Source organism: Tengunoibacter tsumagoiensis (assembly GCF_003967535.1).
GTDB lineage: Bacteria > Chloroflexota > Ktedonobacteria > Ktedonobacterales > Ktedonobacteraceae > Tengunoibacter > Tengunoibacter tsumagoiensis.
The window spans coordinates 175,134-198,872 of record NZ_BIFR01000002.1; the positions used below are offsets into that span (position 1 = coordinate 175,134).

Below are 23,739 nucleotides of genomic sequence, written 5' to 3' on the forward strand. Positions count from 1 at the left end.
AGAGGCGCATTTTTCCGTTGCCCGCTAAACAGATATGTTTCATCAGAGGAGAAGAGTACCAGTTATACTCTTCTCCTCTTTTTTATTGTTCCCTTTAAACCTTGCGCCCGATATAGAGGAGATGCCGTGAGGCTCCCACTATCGTCTCATCAGAACTTATTTCTTCTAGCAGGTCGAGCCATAGACCGCGCTGGGGTGCTTGGAGCTTGTTGTAGCTTTCATCATCGGCTGAGATCGCTGGCTCGATGCCAGCAAGTGCGATGGTCTGGATGCCGAGCGTTTCATGCAATTGTTTAATCTCTGAGGCGTGTGCAAAGTATCCTCGAAATCCGCCTCCAGGCTGACCATCGGGACGTTTTCCGTGGTCAAGCAGGGAGCGTGCAACCTCTTTCTGCTCGATCCACTCGGGCATTCTCTTCATGAAGTCGCCGAGTACTCCCAGTCGCGAGATGTGAGTGGAGAACAACAGTCCCCCGCTGCGGAGGCGATTTACAGCCTGACAGATGGCCTCCCGCCGGTCCTCAGAGAAAATCAGATGATAGAGAGGACCCATAAGAAGAACGGCATCGAAAGCTGTGGTCTGTACTGCATGGAGATCTCGTGCATCAGCCACGACAAACTGCGCCGATCCAGGCAATTGCTCCGTTGTGAGTCGTTTTTGACATCGCTCCAACAGGGCCGCTGACAGATCGACCGCCGTCACAGAATAGCCACGTCTGCACAGAGCAAGCGTGTATTTTCCTGTCGCAGCACCGATCTCGAGGATGGAACCTGAGGGTGGTAGATACCGTGTGAGATAGCGCCACGTGAGGTCATATTCAAGTTGATGACGCTCCAATCTCTCATCCTCTTGCTCCACACTATGGTCATAGAATGATGATATATCACTAATATCGTCTATCACGCTCCAATCTCTCATCCTCTTGCTCCACACTATGGTCATAGAATGATGATATATCACTAATATCGTCTATCACGCTTCTGTTTCCTTTCAAGAGCGAGAGATAGAGCCCTGCCCCATCATCTCTTGCTTCGAGTGCTCTCAGGAGAATTGTAAACTTACTCCTTCAACAAGTGCTTCATACGTTATAATAAGTACCAGTTCAATAGTTATCAAGAGGGAAACGATGCAGCGAATCCGCCATGCAGTTGGAGCTATTATACAACAGCGGCAAGAATATCTATTAGTGCATAAAGTGAAAGTGATGGATGTTCCCGGATCTCCGAAAAACATTCCAGGGACGTGGGATTTTCCCAAATGAGGGATTAAAGCTGGCGAAACCGCTCTTGAAGCGGTCTTGCGTGAGATGCGAGAAGAGACAGGAGGAGAGCACTACCACATGATCAAACAGTTCGACGAAACCATCGGTTTTGAGTTTGATGAACAAGCTCGTCACAGTATTGGCTTCGATCGACAGGAAACGACCATGTTTCTTTTTGAGTATCTCGGAGATCGTTTAGCGTTAAGCCCGCTTGATGAAGAGATCGATCAAGTTCACTTCTTTTCAGCCTTAGACGTGTGTGACTATCTTGCCCATCAAGAAACAAAAGAATACTTTATTCGATTGGTATTGCAGAGAGATGTGAAGCGTATGGAGAAATTGACTTAAGCTGGAAACCTCCATACGCAAAATACCTTCCTTAGACATGAGACATGCAAAATATCCGGTACTCAATATCTGCGTTAAGAAAAGGAAACGGATTTACTTCAGCAAAATACCTGTCTTTAGAAAGGTCTCAAAACTCTGAGCGAGCAATGTAATGAATGAGCGGGCATAGGATCGGTCATATCTGATGATAAAGTTTGTACGCCAGAGTTGTTGACCAGCCATAAAGGTATCGATCTGCCCCGGGTATGCTTCAGGCCAGGGTTGCTCGCTCCGATAGCCCTGGATAAATGCGTCTCGCAGGAGTTGATACTCCTTGTTATCTAGCGAACTAAAGAAGAGCAAATCATAGAATGTCTGTGCAATATCCTGGACTGGATAGCCCAGAATGCTATCTTCAAAGTCAAACGGGTAAATAGCTCCACGAAAGACTTTGACATTCTTTTGATGAAGATCAGCATGAATAATCTGTACCCCTTGCCCATCGCGATAGAGTCGCTCATATGCCTGATGGACGTGATCGCGCACCTGCTCAAAAATGGCATAGCTATTGCCAGCAAATAGCTCTCTATTCATTTCATGAAGCTCATCCTTTTCATCACGAACGTAGAGGCCATTTCTGACGCGAACGGTGAGATTGGAGGGAGCTCTCCAGGTTGCCCCATGTTTATGAAGGCGTGCCGCAAGCACCCCAAATTTCACAAAATTTTGCGGAGTAAGCTGTTCGGAAAGCAGGAGACCGGGAATCCAGCTCATCAGGACAGCTCGACGAGGTTCAGGAACTCCGTCACAGGTGACTCTTGTGATGAGCTCTCCCTGCGTATTTAAAAAAAGTCTGGGGACGCCGATTGTAGTATCCTGTGCCAGCATTTGCAACCAGTGTAGCTCTGTCTGAAGCTCATCATCAGTACGCCAGGTTGGATGGCTGATACGCAAGGCATATGTTTCTCCGCCTTCGGTGTCCACACGAAAAATCCCATTTAAATGGTTCGCAACCAGGCGAACCTGTTTGAGAGGAAGGTCATAGTGGGAAAGCGCGGCTACGGCCATGTGGCGCAGGCGCAGTGCCTGTCCACGCTCTGTTAACGTAGAAAAAGGACGCATGTTTTTCTTTTCTCCAGATATTGAGACCACCCTCGCTGAGTTCTACTCATGTTGGCTCAGAACAAAGGAAGGTGAGTCAGATAAAAAGGATTAAAATGAAGGGGTTGTATTCCCGAACAGAAAAACGTGGTCCACTCAGGTGATGAGGAATGGTTGGGGAGAAACTATCAACAACAGCCGGTCTTGAGTGGGATCAAGCCTGGTTTCCTCTTTGTACCCATCCACCTGTGCGGAGAGATCGCTGCTCAGAAATGGTGAACGTCATCGCGATCATATATCCTCCTTTCACTGGGTAAACGGCAAAATAGAACTATAGAACAAGTGTAGTCTACAGTGGCACTTCTTGTCAAGAAGAGATCTTTTTAGATAATGTATCCTTGTCTAAGGGGTTGAGATTCCAGAGTTCAAACACGATCTAATGAGAGGTATCCCACCAGCTTTCGTCAGCCCAGCGAGCATGCAGCCGCCGAGCTTGCAAGTAGATGGTCACTTCAGCTCCTTTGTGACTGTCCAAAGTGACCGTCTGACGAAACTTGCGGCGCAGCTCCCGATTGGTGCATTCTAACTGCTATTGTCTGCTGGCTCGCTGCCGCGCAACAGCTTCCAGGAGATTGAGTTCCTTGCGCAGCACACCTGACATGCCCATTGGAACGAGAATACGTTCGACAAAGCCTTTGAGGCCCGGGCTGGCATCCATGATCACAGCAATCTCGACGCGCGACTTCTGTTCATCTTCCAGAGGAGTCACCGTAAAAATATTGCTCTCTTTCTGCTCGGCGTCAATCTCATCTTCCCGCAACACCCTGCCTGGCTCTGGTTCACTTACGAGATGATGAAAGGATTGTTCTACGCCAAAGAGGCGCGATTTGAAACGAATAATCGTCCCAGCACCATAACCGCCCTGCTCGACCTGCAAATCATAGATATTTCCTGGCGGGATAATGTTGGGATGTCCTTGATGATAGTCCGCGATAGTCGCGTAAACATCTTCTGGTCGTGCGTGAAGCACTGCTTCCGTTCTGACGGTGATCTGTCCCATCGTTTTTCCTCTTCGCTCCTCCTCCTCGCGAAAAAAGTATTCTCATTTCATCCGAGGGGGGTGTTCTCAAATCATATAACTTCAAGTCATATACCTGTTAAGAGTATAGCATCGAAAAGTCCTTATGACAAGAGAACATATGGCTTCTTCGTATATAATAGAGAAAAAAATGGCCTTGAGAGGGAAGTATTACTCGGAGGAGAGACATCAATGGAGCAAGAGGCATACCCCATTACATATGGCGTGCTGGGACTGCTGGCCTTTTGGGGGCCATTGTCCGGATACGATCTGAAGCGTATCTTCGATCATACCCTTGCCCCCATGTGGGGAGCCGCGCAGAGTCAGATCTATAAGGAACTGCGGCGCATGAAAGAATTGGGCTGGGTGGAGATGGAGCGGGAAGAGCAGGAGGCACGGCCAGATCGCAAGGTCTACTCTATCACAGAGCAAGGGCACGTCGCCTTGCGCCAATGGCAGGCCCAGTCGCCGGAAATTTTTCAGTTGCGCGATGAATTGTTGCTCAAAGTCTTGTTTGGTACCTTCGCTGCTCCCGGCGACATCGCTCAACATCTCCATGCCAGCATCGCCACTCACGAGAGGAGTCTGTTGGCCTATCGTCAGAATGCGCATCATATTCCTGCACAAGGCACGTATCCACAGGGCAACCGGCGCCCCAATCCATACGTTGCCGAGCGTGAATCTGATCCTTACTTCGCGCTCATCACTCAATTCGCCATCGATTTTGAGAACACCTATATCCGCTGGCTCTACCAGGCGCTGGAGATCATAGAGCAGAACCAATCAGTCATGCCATCAGATACGTCACAGTAACCACACAGGCCCTTCGCACTGCCTTCCTGTCCGGGTTCCGTATGGTTCGTATGGAAAGCGGCCTCCTTTCCCACCTGGTCACGCTCTTCAGCTTCTTTATCGAGCTTCCTCTCTACTCGTTCCTTCCACATCGTATCCCTCGACGATGGTAGCATTCCCATCGTCTCTGTTCCACTTAAGCCATGGAGGGGCTCACCGAGCGGAGCAGGAGCAGAGGAAAGAGACAAGCGGCTTTCCCTACTTTACATTGTTTATAAGCAGAAGATAACAAAAGAAGTAGGGAAGGTAGCTTGTCTCCTTCCTACTGGTGCCTCTCGATCATGGTAGCATTCCCATCGTCTCTGTTCCCGTTTAAGCCATGGAGGGGCTCACCGAGCGGAGTGGGAGCAGAGGAAAGAGACAAGCGACTTTCCCTACTTTACATTGTTTATAAGCAGAAGTGACAGAAGATAGTAAAAGCAGTAGGGAAGGTAGCTTGTCTCCTTCCAAATGGTGCCTCTCGATTATGGTAGCATTCCCATCGTCTCTGTTCCCACAAAGCGGAGTGGGAGCAGAGGAAAGAGACAAGCGACTTTCCCTACTTTACATTTTTTTATAAGCAGAATATAACAAAAGAAGTAGGGAAGGTAGCTTGTCTCCTTCCTACTGGTGCCTCTCGATTATGGTAGCATTCCCATCGTCTCTGTTCCCACAAAGCGGAGTGGGAGCAGAGGAACGCCCCATGAAACTGGCTACTGTTGAGATCTCTCTGTTTATGCTATCATGGGAAGCGGATTTACCCTGGAAACGGAAGGAAAGACATGATTTTCTTTGATGAGGAAAGGCCGTCAGACTCGCCTTTTGTTGATCGGATCTGGCGCAGCCATAGTGAGGGGACAGCCCCGTTTCTCTCAATTGCCACGAGCCGTTGCGAACTAGTAGTTACCAGACTACATGGTAAGGTCACGATGACCGTACGAGGGCCAGAGACCAGAGCCACATCTGTTGGCGACAGTCCTTCAGAGGGAGAATGGTTTGGTATCCTTTTGAAGTTGGGCACGTTTCTGCCGCATCTGCCAACCAGAAGTCTCCTCGATACAGGAGTGACTCTCCCTGAAGCGACAAATAAGACCTTCTGGCTCTCTGGTTCTGCCTGGCAGTTTCCTACCTTTGATAATGCAGAGCTCTTTGTGAACCAGCTGGCGCGTGCTGGATTGCTGGTTCGCGACCCCGTCATCGAGGCTGCCTTGCAAGGACAGAGCAAAGACCTCACGCCACGCTCCGTCCAGTATCACTTCTTGCAGGCAACAGGTATTACGCAGAACATGGCGCGACAAATCGAGCGTGCCCGTTATGCTACCCTCCTCTTACAGCAAGGCGTCTCGATCACTGACACTATTCTGAAGGCGGGGTATTACGATCAGCCGCATCTAACGAGATCGCTGACGCGCTTTATTGGCCAAACGCCTGCTGAATTGCTCCATCACAGCCGACCAGAGCAGCTTTCGCTTTTGTACAAGACAGACCCTTACACTTGAGGTATACTTCTCCCTGGTAGCACGACAACAGAAGGAGAATTCCATGCAAACAGTAACGTCTCAAGATAGCACTACAATTGCTTTTGACAAGGTTGGGTCTGGTCAGGCTGTCATCCTGGTGAATGGTGCAACGGCGTATCGTGCCTTTGACCCGTTTATGGTAAAACTGGCTGAACTGCTGAGTAACCACTTCACAGTCTACAACTACGACCGCCGGGGCCGTGGCGATAGTAGCGATACCCGGCCCTTTGCCAGGGAACGTGAAATTGAAGATCTGCAAGCGCTGGTCGAGGATGCTGGTGGCAAAGCCATGGTCTTTGGTATCTCTTCGGGCGCTGTGTTGAGCCTGGATGCCGCCGCTGTTACCTCGGGCATTCTTAAAGTTGCCCTATACGAACCACCATTGATTGTCGATGATGGCCGCCAGCCTGTGCCTGCCGACTACACAGAACACCTCACGACGCTCGTGGCAGAAGGAAAGCGCGATGAAGCTGTCGAATACTTTTTGACGCAAGCTGTGGGCATTCCGGCCGAGTACATCGGTGGCATCAAGCAGGATCAAGCAATGTGGTCAGGTGTAACTGGTGTGGCACATACCCTTGCTTATGATGGTGCTTTTGTGGCTGACGTCATGCAGGGCAAGCCACTTCCAACGGATCGCTGGACCAATGTTATCTCGCCTGTTCTGGTGGCAGATGGTGGTGCGAGCGATGTCTGGTTACACCATGGTGCTGATGCGCTGGTAAGCGTCTTGCCAAATGCCAGTCGTCAGACCCTCGCCGGTCAGACCCACGAAGTTGATCCTCAAGTACTCGCCCCGGTCATCATCGACTTCTTTAAGAGAGCATAGCTCGAGCAAAGGAAAGAGAAAAACGACCTTCCCTACTTGAAATTGTTTTATAGGTATAAAATAGCAAAAGATAACAATAACAGTAGGGAAGGTAGCTTGTCTCCTTCCTGATCGTAAACCCCCACGATGTCAGCCCCTCCATAGCCTCATTGCCCGTTTCCCTATGAAGCTATGGGGGGGCTCACATAGTGGAGCAGGAGCAGAGGAAAGAGACAAGCGGCTTTCCCTACTTTACATATTTTTATAGGCATAATATAACAATAAAAGTAGGGAAGGTAGCTTGTCTCCTTCCTGATCGTGAAGCTCCACGATGCCAGCCCCTCCATAGCCTCATTGCTCGTTTCCCTATGAAGCTATGGAGGGGCTCACAAAGTGGAGTGGGAGCAGAGGAAAGAGACAAGCGGCTTTCCCTACTTTACACATTTTTATAGGCATAATATAACAATAAAAGTAGGGAAGGTAGCTTGTCTCCTTCCTGATCGTGAAGCTCCACGATGCCAGCCCCTCCATAGCCTCATTGCCCGTTTCCCTATGAAGCTATGGAGGGGCTCACAAAGCGGAGCAGGAGCAGAGGAAAGAGACAAGCGGCTTTCCCTACTTTACATATTTTTATAGGCATAATATAACAAAAGCAGTAGGGAAGGTAGCTTGTCTCCTTCCTGATCGTGAAGCTCCACGATGCCAGCCCCTCCATAGCCTCTGTTCCCATGAAGTCATAGATGGGTTCACAAAGTGGAGCAGGAAGAGAGGAAAGAGAGAACTGACTTTCCCTTGTAACACCGTGGTGCAGGATGATTGCAGTATACGGGCGAAGTAGCCTTGTCATAAAGGGCAATTTTAGGTATACTGATGGGGTCACTTGGAGAGCATATGCTTATTTCCGAACAAAGGGGAAGATATGCGTCAGCGTCCAGTCTCTCTTCGAGAGCAGCTGCACCTCGCTCACACTTCGGTAGTTCCTCTACATCGCCAGATCTATCTCTGGATGCGCCAGGCTATTCTTGATGGCCAGCTTCAGCCGGGTCAACGCTTGCCATCCACGCGAACGCTGGCCAGTGAACTTGGTGTCTCGCGTAACACCGCCAGTAGTGCGTATGAAGAACTTCAGGCAGAAGAATTTATCGAACGAACGGTGGGCAGCGGGACTGTCGTGGCCCGTGTCTTTTCACAGCAACTGCCCAGAGGCGAGGCTCAATCCTCTCAGGAAACACCATCTCTTCATCTCTCTCCATTGGGTCAGGCCTTGCTTACACAGATGAAAAGCCTGCCCCTCTCCTTCAGGCGGTCTCCATCACAGGAACCGGGCGTCTTCCGCCTTGGAGTGCCTGACCTGGAGCAGTTTCCCTCGGCTCTCTGGAGCCAGCTATTGGCTCGTCACATGCGTCGTTCTCTCTCGGTCTCCCTTGACTATCAGGAGATCGCTGGGTATCCTGCATTGCGCGAGGCCATTGCAGCCCATATCGCCGTCACGCGTGGGGTACGTTGTCAGGTGGATCAGGTGCTGATTACGCCTGGGACGCAGGCATCCCTTGATCTATTGGGACGTATCCTGGTCAGCGCCGGAGATACCGTCTGGATGGAGGACCCGGGCTATCCCCCAGCCAGGGCAGTGCTGGAGGGGATAGGTGCCTCTCTCGCGTTTGTTCCAGTAGATGCGCAAGGATTAGATGTAATTGCGGGCAGGGCACTTGCTCCACGCGCTCGTCTGGCTTACGTCACTCCTTCACACCAGTTTCCTCTTGGTGTGACCATGAAACTGGAGCGGCGGCTCGCGCTCTTGCAATGGGCACGAGAGGCTCAGGCCTGGATTCTTGAAGATGACTATGATAGCGAGTACCGCTTTAACTCGCATCCTGTAGAAGCGTTACAAGGACTGGATCGAGCAAACCGTACCATCTATCTGGGAAGCTTTAGCAAAGTGCTTTTCCCTTCGCTCCGTCTGGGATATATGGTCGTGCCAGAAGCGTTGATCGAGCCCTGTAAAGCCGCGCAGCGTTTTCAGATGATTCATCCTCCCTTCCTTGAGCAGATGGTCCTTGCAGATTTTTTTATGGAAGGACACTTCGCCCGCCATCTGCGCCGGATGCGAGCTCTCTATGCCGCCCGTCGTACATTTCTCCTGACCTCGCTGGAGCGCATGTGCGGTCATCTGCTTACTGCTCATCCCCCGGATGCCGGGCTCCACCTGGTGGCATGGCTCCCACCGGGCGTCTCCGATAGCGAGGTAGAGCAGCATGCTGGAATGCGTGGTATCGAAGTGGTAGCTCTCTCTTCCTTGAGCAGACAGCCTCTCGCCCAGGGTGGACTGGTGTTAGGTTATGCGACAGGAGATGAAGGCGAAATACAGGCCGGTGTACATGTACTGGCCGACATCATTCGTGCGTGCCACAAAGCTCCTCGCTAGTGTGGTCTCTGCTCCTGTTTCCCGAACTAATTCTCCTGATGCTCGACCCATTGAGCTCGCCAGGCAGGTGGCTCGAACGGATCAGCAAAGTATTGTGTCTCGTGGGTAACTTTGCCATCACGAAACTCCATAATGCTGACGGTTTGCGTTGGCTGCTCGTTATAGCTGAGCACATACTCGGTGATCCAGAGATTGCCGCTCCCAAGGATGCGTCGGATGGTAAAGCCCAGCTTAGCTGGATGGTGTCCACGAAGAGCCTGGATGTTGTGGCGACCGCAGATACGCTCGCCCGACTGAGGATACTCGACTAAAACGTCGTCGTGATAGATCTCATGTTCCGCTTCACTATCACCAGCTGCGGAGGCCGCCCAGTGCTGATCCAGAGCCTTGCGAATTTCCTGATTTTCCATGGTTCCTCACTTTTAGCTCGTAAAAAGCAATATATGTATTTCCCTTCTCAACGTAATGTGATATGTTTCTGGTTGTATGTGCGATAAAACGCAGCTGCGGTGATGGTGGCAGGAACACCGAGTTCGGCAGCGACTGTAGTGATCGCTGTAGCGCCTATAGTGAGGTCTGCCTGCCCATCAGTAGTGAAATACGGTGCGATGAACGTCTCGTAATGGGCTCGAATTTCGTCTGCAGTGTGTCGACCGAGGAACGCCTGGAGGTGCCGCACCGTAGTGTCGGGTTCGTTGTGGATCACCTGCAAAGCGCGTCGGTGAGCCTGCACGACGGCCTGGATCGCAGGATCGTCCGGATTGATATAGGTAGGATCGACGGCTATGCCTACAGTGGGAATCTGGAAGTACTCGCCAACCCAGGCCAGCACCTGCCAGCCTCGCTCGGCAGCTATCGCTTCCGGTGCCATGGTGCTGCCAACCAGGGCGGCATCGATCCTGCCGTCGTGCAGCCAGCGCAGGTCCATGCCGTAGTCGCCGGGTGTGCGAACAATGCTACGGATATCACGGTCCGGGTCGAGTCCAACATGACGCAGCACGATCCGAGCGAAGCATCCGGGTGCGGTATGGGGAGCATGTACTGCCAGCCGTTGCCCGGTCAGATTGGACAAGGAAGTCAGGCCGGGGCGAGCCAGGAACCAGAACAGAGGGCGGTGGGTATTGACTGTGAGTGCGACCCATGGGATACCATCGTTTAGTCGAGACAGCAGAGCCCGGCCAAGCCCGATGGTGGCACAGTGGCGTAGCCGCTCATCGTCCCAGGTGCAGCCGTCGTGAAGCGCAACGTGAACACCCTCGTCGGCATAATAGCCCTGCTGATCAGCGATATAGGCCACCAGTTCTTCATGTAGACCTCGTCCAACGTAGGCAAGATCGATCGTATACATGAACGTTTCTCCTTTGTCCTTCATCGTGTCACCATCCATGCGCCTTCGTCGCCCTATGGGGTTTGAGATACTAGCGTGCCGTCCTGGTTCGGCCAACCAGCCATGGCAGGGGCGATCCGGTCTGTTGGCTGAGGAGAGCGGTGATGTCAGTACATAGACATCCCGCCGTTGACCACAGCCGTAGTGCCAGTCATGAAGGCATTTTCCTCGCTGGCATAGAAGGCGACAACCTGAGCGACATCGCCTGGATGGGCCAGACGGCCCAGAGGCGTGGCATCCACCTGTCGTTGCTTATGCTCCCTGTCAAGCACATTTGCCATGCGGGTCTCCTCCACCGGGCCCGGCTCGACGACATTGACCGTGATGCCCAGCGGGCCCAGCTCCTGAGCAAGATACCGGGCAAACTGCGCCAGTGCTGCCTTAGACGTACCCAGTGCTATCATTCCCTCTCGGGGCTGATGGCTGAGACCAGTACCAAGATAGATGATGCGTCCCCAACTCTGCTCAGTCATGGCGGGCAGGACGGCTCTGGTCACCGCGAACGCCGCACGCATCTCGTCATCGAGCTTGCCACCAAGTTCTTCCCACGTCATATCCTGGAACGACTTGATCACATATGGAGTAAGCGCGTTATGCACAAGCACGTCGATGCCGCCCCATCTCACCTGGACCTGCTCGATCATGTTTTTGACCGCCGCAGCTTCGCGTACGTCGGCCTGCACCGCTATGGCCTGGCCGCCTGTATCCTGGATGCTAGCCACAACCTCCTCGGCAGCCGTGTTGGTACGGAGATAGTTGACTATCACGCGCATCCCTCGCATAGCCAGAAGGCGCGCGGTGGCTGCACCGATTCCGCTACTGGCCCCGGTCACTAATGCTACCCTGCTGGTTGCTCCAGTCATGGACCCACCTCCTGCTCATAGTAGCGGGCTGTCGGCATGAACGCTTGGAGTTGTCCATCGTCGATGCCCGGGTGTATTGATTAGATCGCCCCGTATGCAAAGCCTCTCGTCATTACACGACTTTGAGAATCTGTAAGTTACGCAACCAGCAGGAAACCTTCAGGGATGGAAGGCACAAAAGAATCAGGACAGCTCACAAAATGAGAGAATAGAGAGTTTACAGATACAGGAGTGACGCTTCTCTCCCTGTTGTGACCAGTAAAAAGTGCGTGGAAATGCTGAAATTGATAGAAAGAAGGCCTGCTCGTTTATGTAGTAGAAGGTATTTAAATGAGGGAGTAGGCTGAATGTTACAACACCTGGAAATTCGCAATAAACACAGACATATGAAAGAGTGGACTCCATCACAACAGGTATCTCATCTTGCCGAAACATCTCGATTAGGAAAATTTACGGTGTGTGGCAGGTTCACGGACTATCCAGCCAGTAACTTATTGTCAATGCTGATCTTGTTTCCGCTGTATCTGCTGGTTTTCAGCGCTGGCTTTTTTTGGCTATTCTATCTGATCATGCCTGGCAATGTGCTTGGGATTGTTTGTCTGCTGCTCTTTGGTATGATCCCTCTATCTGGACTCGCCTATGTGAGGGGTAAGAAGGCATTGAAAGCGCGTTCTGGAGGATTAACATCAGTATATTTTTATCAGCAAGGCTTCGTCTCTGTTCATGACGAGCAATCTATCGCACTGCGTTGGGACCAGATCGAACGTGTTGAGAGAATTGTTGAGCGAGTTGATGACGGTCCCGTAGGCCGCTGTCAGATACTGTTGATGGATGGTAGCGATATCATTCTGATGAATTGTGGCCGAAGGGATCTGCATGAAGAGATCAGACGACGCGTTATGCGCTCACGTAAAGGATATCAACATCGTAAGAGACCTGTTCGATCCTAGCTATTCCATCGCCTTTCTCATTCTGAGTAGACGTTCATGAAGGGGTTTCACCACCCTGCATGAAACTTTTATTTTCAGAAGAGTTTGTATGTTACAAGGACGGTTTCTTCGCGTTTAGAATGATGAGCAACAATTTCTTTTCTTCTGCACTGAAGGTGCTTTCTGGGTGGCTCACGATAGCCAGATTGGTAGCATAGAGTAAGAGGAGCAGGGACGTACCATGGAGACCGAGCGTACAGAAAAGGTTATTTTTGAGTTTTCTGATGAGGTACATCAGTTTCTTGAAGATCAAGACATTGATTTCTACCAGGAATTACAGCGCGAGCTGCCTGGTCTTCACGTCGTTGTTCAGCGAGATCCTGAGGCTCAACGTGGAAGTAAGGATGTAACGACTATCATTTTAGCCGTTGCTACTCTGGTCAGCTCCCTCACGCCGGTTGTTTTACGCATTCTCAATCAGTTCACTCCTCCAAATCGTTCAGAGTCCTGGCAGATTGAAGAGATCGAGACCCGTCAGCCAGACGGCACGACTATTATTCATCGCAAACGCATTCGTTCGACTCAGGAGAATCGTCTGCCAGAAGCCACAGTCACTCCAACGTCTCCTGATTCTAAAGGGACTGAGGCATAGGGATGACGGAGCCGAAACGCTACGCCTGCCTGCTTGGAGCCAACGGACCTCAGAGCATGCGACTTCAGTATGCAGAGCGCGATGTTGAACGTCTGGCCAGCGCGCTGCAACATCCCCGCTGTTCTTTCCAGGTGGCACCGCTTATCGCTGAGTCGCGCCAGAAATCCCTTGTCCACTTACGCAACACCACCGAAAAGTGTCAGCCACAGGACACACTGGTGGTTCATTTTTCTGGCCATGCCATTTTCGACGAAGAGCTTTTTTTGATCTGTAACGAGACCGATCCCGACGATCTTCTGTCTTCAGGGCTCGAAATTAGTGACATAAAGAAGCTTATTCGGAAATGTAAAGCGCGCAATAAAGTCCTTATTCTGGATTGTTGCCATGCTGCAGGTGCACACCCAAACCTCTTCAAAGGCGTTCAAGACTTCCGGGGTGAGTTAAACCAGGCCCTGCAGGGAAGCGCAAATGTTATCCTCTCAGCCTGCTCTCGACGTGCTCAAGCCAGAGAGGTAGAGGCCCTGGAGGCTGGTTTTCTTTCCTGGGCCGTCAGTGCAGCATGCCAGGAACATTTTCAGGATGCCTCCCCTGACCAGCACAGTCTCTCCCTCGCAGATATATGGAGCTGGGTCAATACAGCACGAGATCAGATGAATCAAACCTACTCTATTCAGCTCCCTCTCCCCGTTTTTATTCAGGAACAAGAAGGCTTTTACAACGATATCTGGTTCTCGCTTCAGCAACGTACTGGCAGCATGACCCGGCAATATATCTCTGCGAATCTGCGTCGCAAATATCTGGAACATCTCTGCAAATACTATAGCACTGTTACGCTCCCGATTGGTCCAGCCGAGGGTTTCTCGCTCCATGCGATTTTTCAACCTTTAGAATTGCGCAGCGAACCCTTAGCAGCGGAGGATCTGGACAAGAGGATGCGCCGTCCTCTTCTAGGAGAGCCAGAGAGAGCCCTCGATGACGTTCAGTCCCAGTTCGAGGCTTCCGAAAACAAAAGGAGTCAACCAACGCGGGTGATTGCAGAGAATAGTGAGGATGCGCTGAAGAAAAGCCCCCACCATCGCGTTGTGATTCTTGGTGGACCGGGCACAGGCAAGACAACGACCCTGAAATATCTGATTGGCCGTCATGCCCAGGAAGCGCTTTTGGATCACCATCTGCCGATCCCGATCTTTCTCTCCTTGCCAGATTTCGTGCGCTTCGATCGACCACTTCGCCACTATCTGGCGGATATGATTGAACGCTTTGGTATAGACGCACAGTTTGCCGAGCTCGTATGGCAAGAACTTGACAATGGACATGCCTTTGTTTGCCTGGATAGTCTAGATGAAGTGAGACCAGAAGCGCGCCCAGGGCTGATTGCGCAGATTAATACCTGGGCTTTAGAGAATAAAAGTACCTGGATTGTTGGCTCTCGCTTCACCGAATACAAAGGTGGACAATTCAAAAGGGGACAATTTGCCGAGTGGGAGATTCTTTCGCTCAATCATGAGCGCCGCCTCGCCCTGGCCCATGCCTTACTTCCTGAGCTTCAGCAACGTTTAGAGATAACACCCTCACCCATACTAACTCCACCCTCTTTCATCGACCTCCTTGAACATCATCCACAAGCAGCCGCCTGGGGAGAGAACCCGTTACTGCTAAGCCTGGCAGCGATCGTCTTCCTCAAAACTAGAGGGCTACCCGCCAGTCGAACTATGCTGTACAAAGAGGTAGTTGAAGCTCTTATAAAAACACGCGAAGCAAGCAGTGTCTGGAGCACGCTCCTCTGGCGCCTTCTGACAGCGCTGGCGCTCTGGCTCCATCAGAACAAAGGGCGCATCTTCAGCATCAACGACCTGTTAACCTTTCTTATCAACGTTCAAGGCAAGTCAGACCAGGAAGCTGCAACCTTTGCTGAACGCATTATCGCCTCTGGGATCATCGAACCAGTAGCGAAAGAGATCTATGGGTTTCGTCATCAAACCTTTCAAGAATACTTAGCCGCAGTCGAGCTTGCCAATGGGCTCGTAAGTCGAGAGGAAAAGACCCGTGAACGCATCAGGCAATTGATCTGGAGCAAACGTAGATATAGCCGCTGGACAGAAATCTTGCGCTTAATGGTAGGAGCTCTTGCCCATTATCATGGATCAAGTGGATGGCAGGAGGCATTCATCTGGTTACAGTCATTGCTCGATCAAAAAGATACCTCAGAAGGCGATATCGGCAATGTAGGTTTATTATTAATAATCTCATCTCTGGTTGAGTTAAGAGACGCACCGCAGAAACCACAGCCAGCGCTAACGGACTTCGAAAAAAAAGCAGTTCTGCAATGGGAAACGCAGTTATTTGCAGCCTCCACGGGAAATAATCAGCAACAAAGATTACTTCATATTATTCGAGAGATCCAGCTATTGAGCAACGAAACAACACTTTTTACTATCAACCAATTTCTCAAGTCAGCACAGCATTTTTCTGGACAGCGCAGAAAAATTGCGATTGAAGCTTTCGGTCTGCTACGAAGCAGTGAATCCATTAAAGTCTTCCAACAGGCTCTGCATGATGAGGATGATAATGTCCGTTTTGTAGCAGCAGAGGCGCTGGGTCAGGTCGGGGAGTTTGAATTCTTGATTGAGGCTCTGCATGATGAGGATAACTTTGTGCGTCATATAGCAGCTCATGCGCTGGGTCAAACTGGGGAAAGGATGCCAATAGAAGCGTTACTGCTTGCTCTGCATGATGACGATGGCTTTGTGCGTCAAGCAGCAGCTGCGGCCCTGGGTCAAGCAGGAGAGCGGATGCCGATAGAAGCGTTATTGCTTGCCCTACATGATGAGAATAGCTCGGTGCGTCGAGCAGCAGCCGAGGCCCTGGGTCAAGCAGGAGAGCGGATGCCAATAGAAGCGTTGCTGCTTGCCCTGCATGATGATGATCGCTCGGTGCGTCGAGCAGCAGCCGAGGCCCTGGGTCAAGCCGGGGAAAGGATGCCAATAGAAGCGTTGCTGCTTGCCCTGCATGATGAGAATCGCTTTGTGCGTAGCGCAGCAGCCCAGTCGCTAGGTCAAGCCGGGGAAAGGATGCCAATAGAAGCATTGCTGCTTGCCCTGCATGATGAGGAGAGCGATGTGCGTCGAGCAGCATCTGAGGCCCTGGGCCAGGCCGGGGAGAGGATACCGATAGAAGCGTTGCTGCTTGCCTTGCATGATGAGGAGAGCGATGTGCGTCGAGCAGCAGCCAGGGCGCTGGGCCAGGCTGGGGATGAGATGCCGATAGAGGCGTTGTTACTCGCCCTGCATGATAAGAATGGCTCCGTGCGTCAAGCAGCAGCCGAGGTGTTGGGTCAAGCATGGGAGCGGATGCCAGTTGAAGCGTTGCTGTTCGCTGTGTATGATAAGGATCGCCCTGTTCGTAGTGTAGCAGCCGAGGCCCTGGGTCATGCCGAGGAAAGGATGCCAATAGAAGCGTTGTTGCTCGCCCTGCATGATGAGGATGGTGATGTGCGTCGAGCAGCAGCCGAGGCGCTGGGTCAAGTCGGGGAAAGGATGCCGATAGAAGCGTTGGTGCTCGCTCTGCATGATAAGGAGCGTGATGTGCGTCGAGCAGCCGCCCTGGCGCTGGGTCAAGCAGGAGAGCGGATGCCGATAGAAGCGTTGCTGGTCGCTTTGCATGATAAGGCGAGCAATGTTCGTAGTGCGGCAGCTAAGGCCCTGGGTCAGGCAGGGGAGCGGATACCGATAGAAGCATTGTTGCTTGCTCTGCAGGATAAGCATGGAAATGTACGTAGCACTGCAGCCGAGGCACTGGGCCATGCAGGGGAGAAGATGCCAATAGAAGCGTTGTTGCTTACCCTGCATGATGACGATTTCGATGTGCATAGCGCAGCAGCCGAGGCGCTGGGTCAAGCCGGGGAGAAGATGCCAATAGAAGCGTTGTTGCTTACCCTGCATGATAAGAATCGCTCTGTGTGTAGCGCAGCAGCCGAGGCATTGGGTCATACCAGGGAGAGGATGCCGGTAGAAGCGTTGATGATCGCCCTGCATGATGGGGAGAGCCATGTGCGCAGCGCAGCAGCCGAGGTGCTGGGTCAAGCGGGAGAGCGGATGCCAGTAGAAGCGTTACTACAGGCTCTACATGATGAGGATGGCAGTGTGCGTAGCGCAGCAGCCGAGGCGCTGGGTCAAGCAGAAGAGTGGATGCCAGTAGAAGCGTTGCTTCAGACTCTACATGATAGAGATAGTTATGTGCGTCGAGCAGCAACTTACGCTCTGGGTCGAGCAGGGGAGCGGATGCCGATAGAAGCGTTGCTTCAGACTCTGCATGATAAGAATAGTTTTGTGCGTAGCGGAGCAGTCGCGGCGTTGGGTCAGGCGGGAGATCGAATGCCAATAGAAGTGTTGCTTCAGACTCTGCATGATGATGATAACAGTGTCCGTAGCACTGTCATTGAGGTGCTGGGTCAAGCAGGAAAGCGAGTGCCTGCTGAAGTATTTTTGCACGCTCTCTATGATGAGGATCGCTTTATTCGTCATGCGGCTGTTGCTCAATTACTTAAGATAGATACTAACATCATCACACGAGAAGAGATGCTGCTTCTCATTACCGACGAAGACGCATCAGTTCGGTCTACTGCATTAAAATTACTTAAGAAACAGTATGGACACGAATTCGAAATGGTGTTGGAGGAAGCCACAGCTATTTTAGAAAAGCGAGCATCTCCTCTGGTGTTCAAACCATTGGCTCAGACTATTGTGGCTGACATTCTAAGTGATATGAAGGTAGCTACTCCTCTGGTGTTTGAAACCTTAGAGGGCATGTTAGTTTCTCCATCATGGCAAGTTCGCGTTCATGCTATACGTGCATTGGAAAATATTCGTCGCTCTATTCCAAATACCATTATTTCACGTCTGATTGCATTATGTTCTGATCCTGATCCACGTATGCGTGTTGTGCGTCGCGCAGCAGACGCGGCCCTGGCAGAGATACTCTCCCTGGAAGCGAGTATTGAAGATGATGAAGTATGAGAAGTTCTCTTAAGAAGTTCTCAGTGCTAAGGCAAAGTCATTGCGATTGAGTGCCAGCTTTTCTAAGAAGAACAGATCGCATCTCAAGACCCTTACAGTTACGATGCGGTTTCGATTAATGCTGCCAGATCCCGTAACGTCTCGCGTAAAAGCTCCATCCGGCTCTGACCCAGATGGGTTGCCCACTCTGCTTCAGTCTGCTTAATAATCTCACGAGCTTGTTGTTCACAGAGGCGACCAAGATCGGTCAGATGAATGATTTTTGCACGCCCATCACTTTTATCCGCCACACGCAGAACATAGCCCTGCTCCTCCAGATATTCAATGAGATAATTTATTGCCTGCTTTGTCATCTGAGCATCTTCGGTCAGGTCACTCAGACGTGACCCCGTGGGCTCAATATGTTGCAGGACGCGCAGATGGCTGGCATGAAATTCGGGATGGCCTTGCTCTACCAGCCCTTGTTGAATGCGTACCGTTAATGCTTGATACGGAATGCGTAGCAGTGCTCCTAATAACCGTTCATTATCAGATAGTGCCTTATTTTCATTGCTTCTCATGTACTATTTACCATATCCTCTACTTGACAAATTCGTCTTTTCATCTTACCATTTTAGTAAAGGCATTTTACCAAAAATATGGATGACATGGGCGGAATGCCTCGTCCATTCTAAGACTACCCTGTATTTTCTCATGCTCTCGCAAACATCACAAGAGAAACACTTCTGGCTGGTGACTCACTCTGGTCCAGCATTTAGACCAGGCACAGAGTGCATTCCAATCTCTTTATTGAAGAGGTTATTCCTGCAGTACGTGCGGCGCTGAACTCGTAAGTGCGTTGCCAGTAGCGGTCCTGTCCATTTTATTCAAGACACTGCCCTTTTGTTCCGTTATACTACGCTCGTTGACGATGAACATCACTGTTTTTGACCGTCTCAACGTTTGCAAAAGCGGCCCCTCGCGAATGAAAAAACAGGCCCTGCGAATCATCGATGCGAGGTAGACCAATGCATGCCAACCGAGCTAGAAACCTGGTGTTCTTTTTCCGAGCAACGTTGTAATCTGTTCGATTGGTCACCGCGAAGCGCGCAAATGAGGTGGTCAAGAACACAACAAAAGGAGCAGCGCATGAGAAAAGTGATTGTCTTTGTAATGGTCACGCTTGATGGTTTCTTTAGCGGACCCGACGGAGAACTCGATTGGCATGTTGTGGATGAAGAATTTAACAACTTTGCCAACGAGCAGCTCGCTTCCGTAGATACACTGTTGTTTGGACGCGTCACCTATCAGAGCATGGCAAGTTACTGGCCAACGTCGGGTGTGCTTGAGGACGATCCGATTATTGCCCACAAAATGAATACATTTTCCAAAATCGTGTTTTCCAGAACACTGGAGCAGGCGGAATGGGAAAATACCAGACTGGTGAAAGATCATCTCGCAGAAGAAATCTTGCAACTCAAGCAGCAGCCGGGCAAAGACCTCATCATCTTCGGGAGCTCCACCCTTTCGGCCTCACTCCTCAATCTGGGCTTGATTGATGAATTGCGAATCATGGTCAATCCGGTCGTGTTAGGCAAGGGCCAGCCCTTATTCAAAGGCATCGAGGAGAAGTTGCCCCTCACACGTTTCGACACCAGAACCTTTCAATCAGGCAATGTACTCCTATTTTACCGGCCAGCATAATCATTGCGATCAGAGCAACCCTTTTTATTCCGTGGCTGATATGAGTCATCCCGGATTTACGGAGGATGCCGTCCAACTTCCCATAGATGCGAGCGCTTGCAAGAGAGAAGAAAGACCATTTCACTGATCGAAGTAGATTACTTCTTCTTTTTGTTCCTGCTGGTGCAGAAAAAGAAAATCCTTCTATTATGGGAAGATATGATCCCAATTCACTCAGTAAAAGTTCCTGCTTTTGATTTCGGAATTGGAAGATAGCAACGCAGCAATGAAGAGATATTCGTACAAGCCGCTTATCTAAGATAATATACAATATGAGATGAAGATGGTAAAGGATTTTTTTCGAATTATTGAGCTATTTCCTGCGAAATCAGCTGAGGATCTTGTTCCTTTTCTTGAAGTATGTCATACTTAGGCTGCATAGATATGAAAGACCTCCTGTACTTACTGATTGCTTTAATTTGTTACAGTGTAGCGCAGGAGGTCTTTTTTGCCTAGTTGAGAGGAACATCTTCGCATTTGTTCCCTAAGATGTTGCTCCCAAATCCGGGATGACTCATAGGTATTGTATTTATTGTCTATTCGGATGTTGAGCAAAGTGAGCAATACAGAAAGCCCAGACCACTATCATCATGCAAGGTTTTAGTATGGCTCAGACCATGATTACCCTGGTTGCTCTGCTCTTTCTTTTGTTCCACTTGGCCTGGTGGTTGGCTCTCATTGCACTTGTTACACCATTACCAGCGTTTTTCTTTAGCACCAAATATGGGTGGAAAGGCTATCGACTTACACGCCACCAGTCGCCTGAACGTCGCCTTTTGAGCTACTTCATGCTATTAATGACCACTGATGCCTACAATAAAGAAATCCAACTCTTCAACCTGAGTGATTTCCTTATTGCTCGTTTCTGGGACCTGGCGACGAAGCTCTATGAGCAAGATAAGAAGCTGGCTCTGCGCCAGTATTTTACCAATTTTGGCTGGTCTAATCTGAGCAGTATCGCCAATAGTGGGATTTATCTCTATGTGGCCTTGCAGGCCATTGCCGGTCGCATTACTCTGGGAGGACTGACCCTGTATACCCAAACGGCCACCCAGGTTGGGTCAAACTTTCGCAGCCTGCTGAACAGTATCTCCAGTACGTACCAGAATGCCCTGTATGTGAACCTGTTGTTTGAATTTCTTGCCTATCAACCAACGATCAAGTCGCCTGCCATTGCTGAGCCCTTTCTGTATCCCGAGCAGAGCCAGGGGCTCTCAATCGAGTTTCGCAATGTCAGTTTTACCTATCCTGGGAAGGACCCTAAAACGCATGCCACGCTCAGACAGGTGAGTTTTACCATTCACGCGGGCGAAGCAATCGCACTGGTAGGACATAATGGGGCAGGCAAGACGACGCTGGTCAAGCTGCTCACCAGATTGTACGATCCAGATGAAGGTGATATCTTGATTGGCGGAAAGAATATCAAGGACTATGATCTGAAGACGCTGCGCCAGCACATCGGAGTTATTTTTCAGGATTATGTGAACTACCAGATGACGGTGCGAGAGAATATTGGTGTTGGCCGGATCGAAGAGATTGAGAATGACGAGTTGGTGAGAAACGCAGCTGGTAAAAGTGGCGTGAATATGATCATTGAGAAACTGCCTCAGGGCTATGATACTACCCTGGGACGCTGGTTTAAAGATGTGCGGGAAAGTACCCAGTTAAGTGGAGGTGAATGGCAAAAGATCGCCCTGGCCCGCGCGTTTATGCGTGAAGCACATATTCTCGTCCTGGACGAGCCGACCAGTGCACTGGATGCACGGGCTGAATACGAGGTCTTCCAGCATTTTCGCGCTCTGATCCAAAAGCGTACCGCTTTGTTCATCAGCCACCGTTTCAGTACCGTCCGTCTGGCGGATCGCATTTTTGTCTTGGAGCACGGACGGATTATTGAGAGTGGTAGCCACAAAGAATTGATGGCACTTGGTGAGCGTTATGCTGAATTGTTTCAACTTCAGGCACAGGCGTACCAGTAGAGGTCTTTTGGTACACAAAGGACTTATGCAAGATCACCATAACTCACATCACTCTAGAACTCAGACAGTTAAAGAGAGAGCAAGGCCAGTAAACCATTTGCCAGCGAACCGCGCCAGCACACATAATCGTGGCCACTGCTATACTCGGTATAAGAGACGAAATATTTTTTTGCACGTAACACATTCCGGAAGTGGCGCGTGGCCGCAAGTTGCGTTGGCCCATCTGGACAAGTGGAGCGGCGTGGATTGTTTTCCAGCAGACCGACATCCAGATAAAAACGTACAGGTAATGTATCATTGGCCACATATTGCCTGGTAAGCCACTCAAAATCAGGGTCATCATCGGGAGTCCAGTAAACAGCCCCCGATTGTGACAGCACATTGCCGAAAACGTCCGAGCGTTTGAGTGCAGCAAAGGAGGCGGCCAGCCCTCCATAGCTTGATCCTCCGACAATTGTCTGTGCAGGATCGGTCGTGATGTGATACTCCTGGCGCAACCATGGGAGAAGCTCGTCCGCTAAAAAATCGACAAAGGGCTGATAACAGGTCAATTCGCGATCGCGGGTTTCCCAGTCAAGGGTACAGATGCTAATAGCGATCATTGGTTGAAGCAAGTGGTCCGCCACCAGATTATCAAGAATAGTTGGCATCGGAATATCGTGGATATAGGTCAGACCATCAAAAACGAGCAGAACTCCATAAGGTGTAGTGTTTTTAGTATAACCTGGAGGAGTGTAGATCCAGATCCGCCGTTCATTGTTGAGAATTGCACTGTGAAAGCGGCGCAATTCAACGTTCCCCCTGGGAACGGACTCGCGAATATCGCTCCAGAATTGTGGTGGCGCATCTGGCAATTCAAGGACGGAATATTCTTCGGCATTCTGGTCACATTCTTCATCCGCACTCAGGACATATGTATGTGGGTTGAGAGGATCTACCTGAAACGTCGCTGTACGCGCATCCCAATCGAGCTCATCGCTATACTCTTCGAGGGTGTCGTTGGGTGAAAGACGGTAGACCATACGCATAGTATTTGGGACTTCGTACGTCCTATACCAGAGGTCTGTATGAGGCAGGTGGCTCATCTGATGATCGCGATACTTCCAACCCAGAGGAGTAGTACCCAGAGCGCTGACTACTACCACTGTCTTTGTTGCTTCACGTTCGCGCCACAAAAAAGTAACGAGAGCGTGCTCAGCGTGTTCGGCACTTTTTTCAATGAGTGGCGTTTTTTGCAGGGTCATCTCTTGCCAGAAACTCGTAAGTGCGCTGTCCACTTCTTCTGCAACAGCCTGTTGTAAAGCTCTCAGCACTGGGCTAAGCAGGGGTTCTTTCTTCTCACTCATAGTCATCTGATTCTATCCACATCCTTCTCACTGATATTTCAAGTGGGTATCTGGTGTTTTTCTTTCTATCGTAAGTATCTCCAAAGCTATTATAGAATAATTTCAAGAGGAATTGTAGCATTGTTGGTTTTTGTCAATGAAAGATCATTCATTGTCATCTCAACGGCATTTTATTACAGCACTGATCAATGTACTATCTCAGTAGAGAAAAAATTTATCCAGTGAGTAGGTGAACATCTCTCTGGATGAGATAGAACTTAGCGCGATTTTTTGCACCAAATAAGCTATTGAGCCCATATTCATTTGAAATTATATAAATATTACAATATAATAATAACACGGATTTTTAAGGAATTTTCATTGAAAAAACATTAATAGATGGCAAGAAAAGCAAAAAAAGTCAAAGACAACTCATTATTGTTGTGATGTGAAATGCACATGGTTTTTATTCGGGCTGTTCTGTAAATGGAGAATGTGATGAAGAAATGCCCTCA

Annotated in this window: 18 protein-coding genes; 10 read left to right on the forward strand and 8 right to left on the reverse strand. The window is 50.2% G+C overall.

Features of this window, described 5'->3' with window-relative positions:
• Window positions 1-94 precede the first annotated feature (94 nt).
• The gene (locus tag EL628_RS21640; RefSeq protein WP_161975661.1) at window positions 95-919 is read right to left on the reverse strand and encodes a class I SAM-dependent methyltransferase; all 825 of its coding nucleotides are present in this window, start codon (window positions 917-919) and stop codon (window positions 95-97) included.
• A 346-nt stretch (window positions 920-1,265) separates the two neighbouring features.
• Between EL628_RS21640 and EL628_RS21645 the strand changes: the two genes are divergently transcribed.
• Window positions 1,266-1,610, forward strand: a complete 345-nt coding sequence (locus EL628_RS21645) for an NUDIX domain-containing protein (RefSeq protein ID WP_281276583.1) — start codon at window positions 1,266-1,268, stop codon at window positions 1,608-1,610.
• A 93-nt stretch (window positions 1,611-1,703) separates the two neighbouring features.
• Here the strand turns inward: EL628_RS21645 and EL628_RS21650 are convergent, their stop codons facing one another.
• Together EL628_RS21650 and EL628_RS21655 are read right to left on the reverse strand one after the other, a co-directional pair.
• Window positions 1,704-2,711: a phosphotransferase enzyme family protein gene (locus tag EL628_RS21650; RefSeq protein WP_126582096.1), complete on the reverse strand. Its 1,008-nt coding sequence runs from the start codon at window positions 2,709-2,711 to the stop codon at window positions 1,704-1,706.
• A 568-nt stretch (window positions 2,712-3,279) separates the two neighbouring features.
• Window positions 3,280-3,750: an SRPBCC family protein gene (locus tag EL628_RS21655; protein WP_126582097.1), complete on the reverse strand. Its 471-nt coding sequence runs from the start codon at window positions 3,748-3,750 to the stop codon at window positions 3,280-3,282.
• A 210-nt stretch (window positions 3,751-3,960) separates the two neighbouring features.
• On the opposite strand from EL628_RS21655, the gene EL628_RS21660 reads away from it, so the two are divergent.
• From EL628_RS21660 to pdxR, 4 genes are all read left to right on the forward strand, one after another.
• Window positions 3,961-4,581 carry a PadR family transcriptional regulator gene (locus tag EL628_RS21660; RefSeq protein WP_161975662.1) on the forward strand — a complete coding sequence of 207 codons (621 nt, stop codon included), beginning with the start codon at window positions 3,961-3,963 and terminating at the stop codon, window positions 4,579-4,581.
• Window positions 4,582-5,381: 800 nt separating this feature from the next.
• Entirely contained in the window at window positions 5,382-6,098 is a 717-nt protein-coding gene (locus tag EL628_RS21665; protein ID WP_126582099.1) for a helix-turn-helix domain-containing protein, read from the forward strand.
• A gap of 43 nt (window positions 6,099-6,141) precedes the next feature.
• Window positions 6,142-6,948 carry an alpha/beta fold hydrolase gene (locus EL628_RS21670; protein WP_126582100.1) on the forward strand — a complete coding sequence of 269 codons (807 nt, stop codon included), beginning with the start codon at window positions 6,142-6,144 and terminating at the stop codon, window positions 6,946-6,948.
• Between the two features lie 898 nt (window positions 6,949-7,846).
• Window positions 7,847-9,352, forward strand: coding sequence for a MocR-like pyridoxine biosynthesis transcription factor PdxR (gene pdxR, locus EL628_RS21675; RefSeq protein ID WP_126582101.1), 1,506 nt, complete (start codon window positions 7,847-7,849; stop codon window positions 9,350-9,352).
• A 26-nt stretch (window positions 9,353-9,378) separates the two neighbouring features.
• Here pdxR and EL628_RS21680 read toward each other — a convergent pair whose 3' ends face one another.
• From EL628_RS21680 to EL628_RS21690, 3 genes are all read right to left on the reverse strand, one after another.
• Window positions 9,379-9,762 carry a nuclear transport factor 2 family protein gene (locus EL628_RS21680; RefSeq protein ID WP_126582102.1) on the reverse strand — a complete coding sequence of 128 codons (384 nt, stop codon included), beginning with the start codon at window positions 9,760-9,762 and terminating at the stop codon, window positions 9,379-9,381.
• 47 nt (window positions 9,763-9,809) lie between these two features.
• Complete coding sequence (locus tag EL628_RS21685) at window positions 9,810-10,700, reverse strand: ABC transporter substrate-binding protein (protein ID WP_126583581.1); 891 nt, start codon at window positions 10,698-10,700, stop codon at window positions 9,810-9,812.
• Window positions 10,701-10,846: 146 nt separating this feature from the next.
• Window positions 10,847-11,602 carry an SDR family NAD(P)-dependent oxidoreductase gene (locus tag EL628_RS21690; protein WP_126582103.1) on the reverse strand — a complete coding sequence of 252 codons (756 nt, stop codon included), beginning with the start codon at window positions 11,600-11,602 and terminating at the stop codon, window positions 10,847-10,849.
• 347 nt (window positions 11,603-11,949) lie between these two features.
• Here EL628_RS21690 and EL628_RS21695 point away from each other — a divergent pair, with 347 nt between their 5' ends.
• The 3 genes from EL628_RS21695 to EL628_RS21705 all read left to right on the forward strand — a co-directional run bounded on the left by EL628_RS21695 (window position 11,950) and on the right by EL628_RS21705 (window position 18,198).
• A complete protein-coding gene (locus tag EL628_RS21695; protein WP_126582104.1) occupies window positions 11,950-12,552 on the forward strand; it encodes a hypothetical protein in 603 nt (200 codons plus the stop codon).
• Window positions 12,553-12,772: 220 nt separating this feature from the next.
• Complete coding sequence (locus tag EL628_RS21700; RefSeq protein WP_126582105.1) at window positions 12,773-13,183, forward strand: hypothetical protein; 411 nt, start codon at window positions 12,773-12,775, stop codon at window positions 13,181-13,183.
• A gap of 2 nt (window positions 13,184-13,185) precedes the next feature.
• Complete coding sequence (locus tag EL628_RS21705) at window positions 13,186-18,198, forward strand: HEAT repeat domain-containing protein (protein ID WP_126582106.1); 5,013 nt, start codon at window positions 13,186-13,188, stop codon at window positions 18,196-18,198.
• Between the two features lie 98 nt (window positions 18,199-18,296).
• Here the strand turns inward: EL628_RS21705 and EL628_RS21710 are convergent, their stop codons facing one another.
• A complete protein-coding gene (locus EL628_RS21710) occupies window positions 18,297-18,758 on the reverse strand; it encodes a MarR family winged helix-turn-helix transcriptional regulator (protein WP_126582107.1) in 462 nt (153 codons plus the stop codon).
• A gap of 568 nt (window positions 18,759-19,326) precedes the next feature.
• Here EL628_RS21710 and EL628_RS21715 point away from each other — a divergent pair.
• Both EL628_RS21715 and EL628_RS21720 read left to right on the forward strand, forming a co-directional pair.
• On the forward strand, window positions 19,327-19,881 hold the full coding sequence (locus EL628_RS21715; RefSeq protein WP_126582108.1) for a dihydrofolate reductase family protein: 555 nt from the start codon (window positions 19,327-19,329) through the stop codon (window positions 19,879-19,881).
• Window positions 19,882-20,525: 644 nt separating this feature from the next.
• A complete protein-coding gene (locus EL628_RS21720) occupies window positions 20,526-21,899 on the forward strand; it encodes an ABC transporter ATP-binding protein (protein ID WP_161975663.1) in 1,374 nt (457 codons plus the stop codon).
• A 68-nt stretch (window positions 21,900-21,967) separates the two neighbouring features.
• On the opposite strand, the gene fes is transcribed toward EL628_RS21720, so the two are convergent.
• Window positions 21,968-23,245, reverse strand: a complete 1,278-nt coding sequence (fes, locus tag EL628_RS21725; RefSeq protein ID WP_126582110.1) for an enterochelin esterase — start codon at window positions 23,243-23,245, stop codon at window positions 21,968-21,970.
• Window positions 23,246-23,739: the final 494 nt, after the last annotated feature.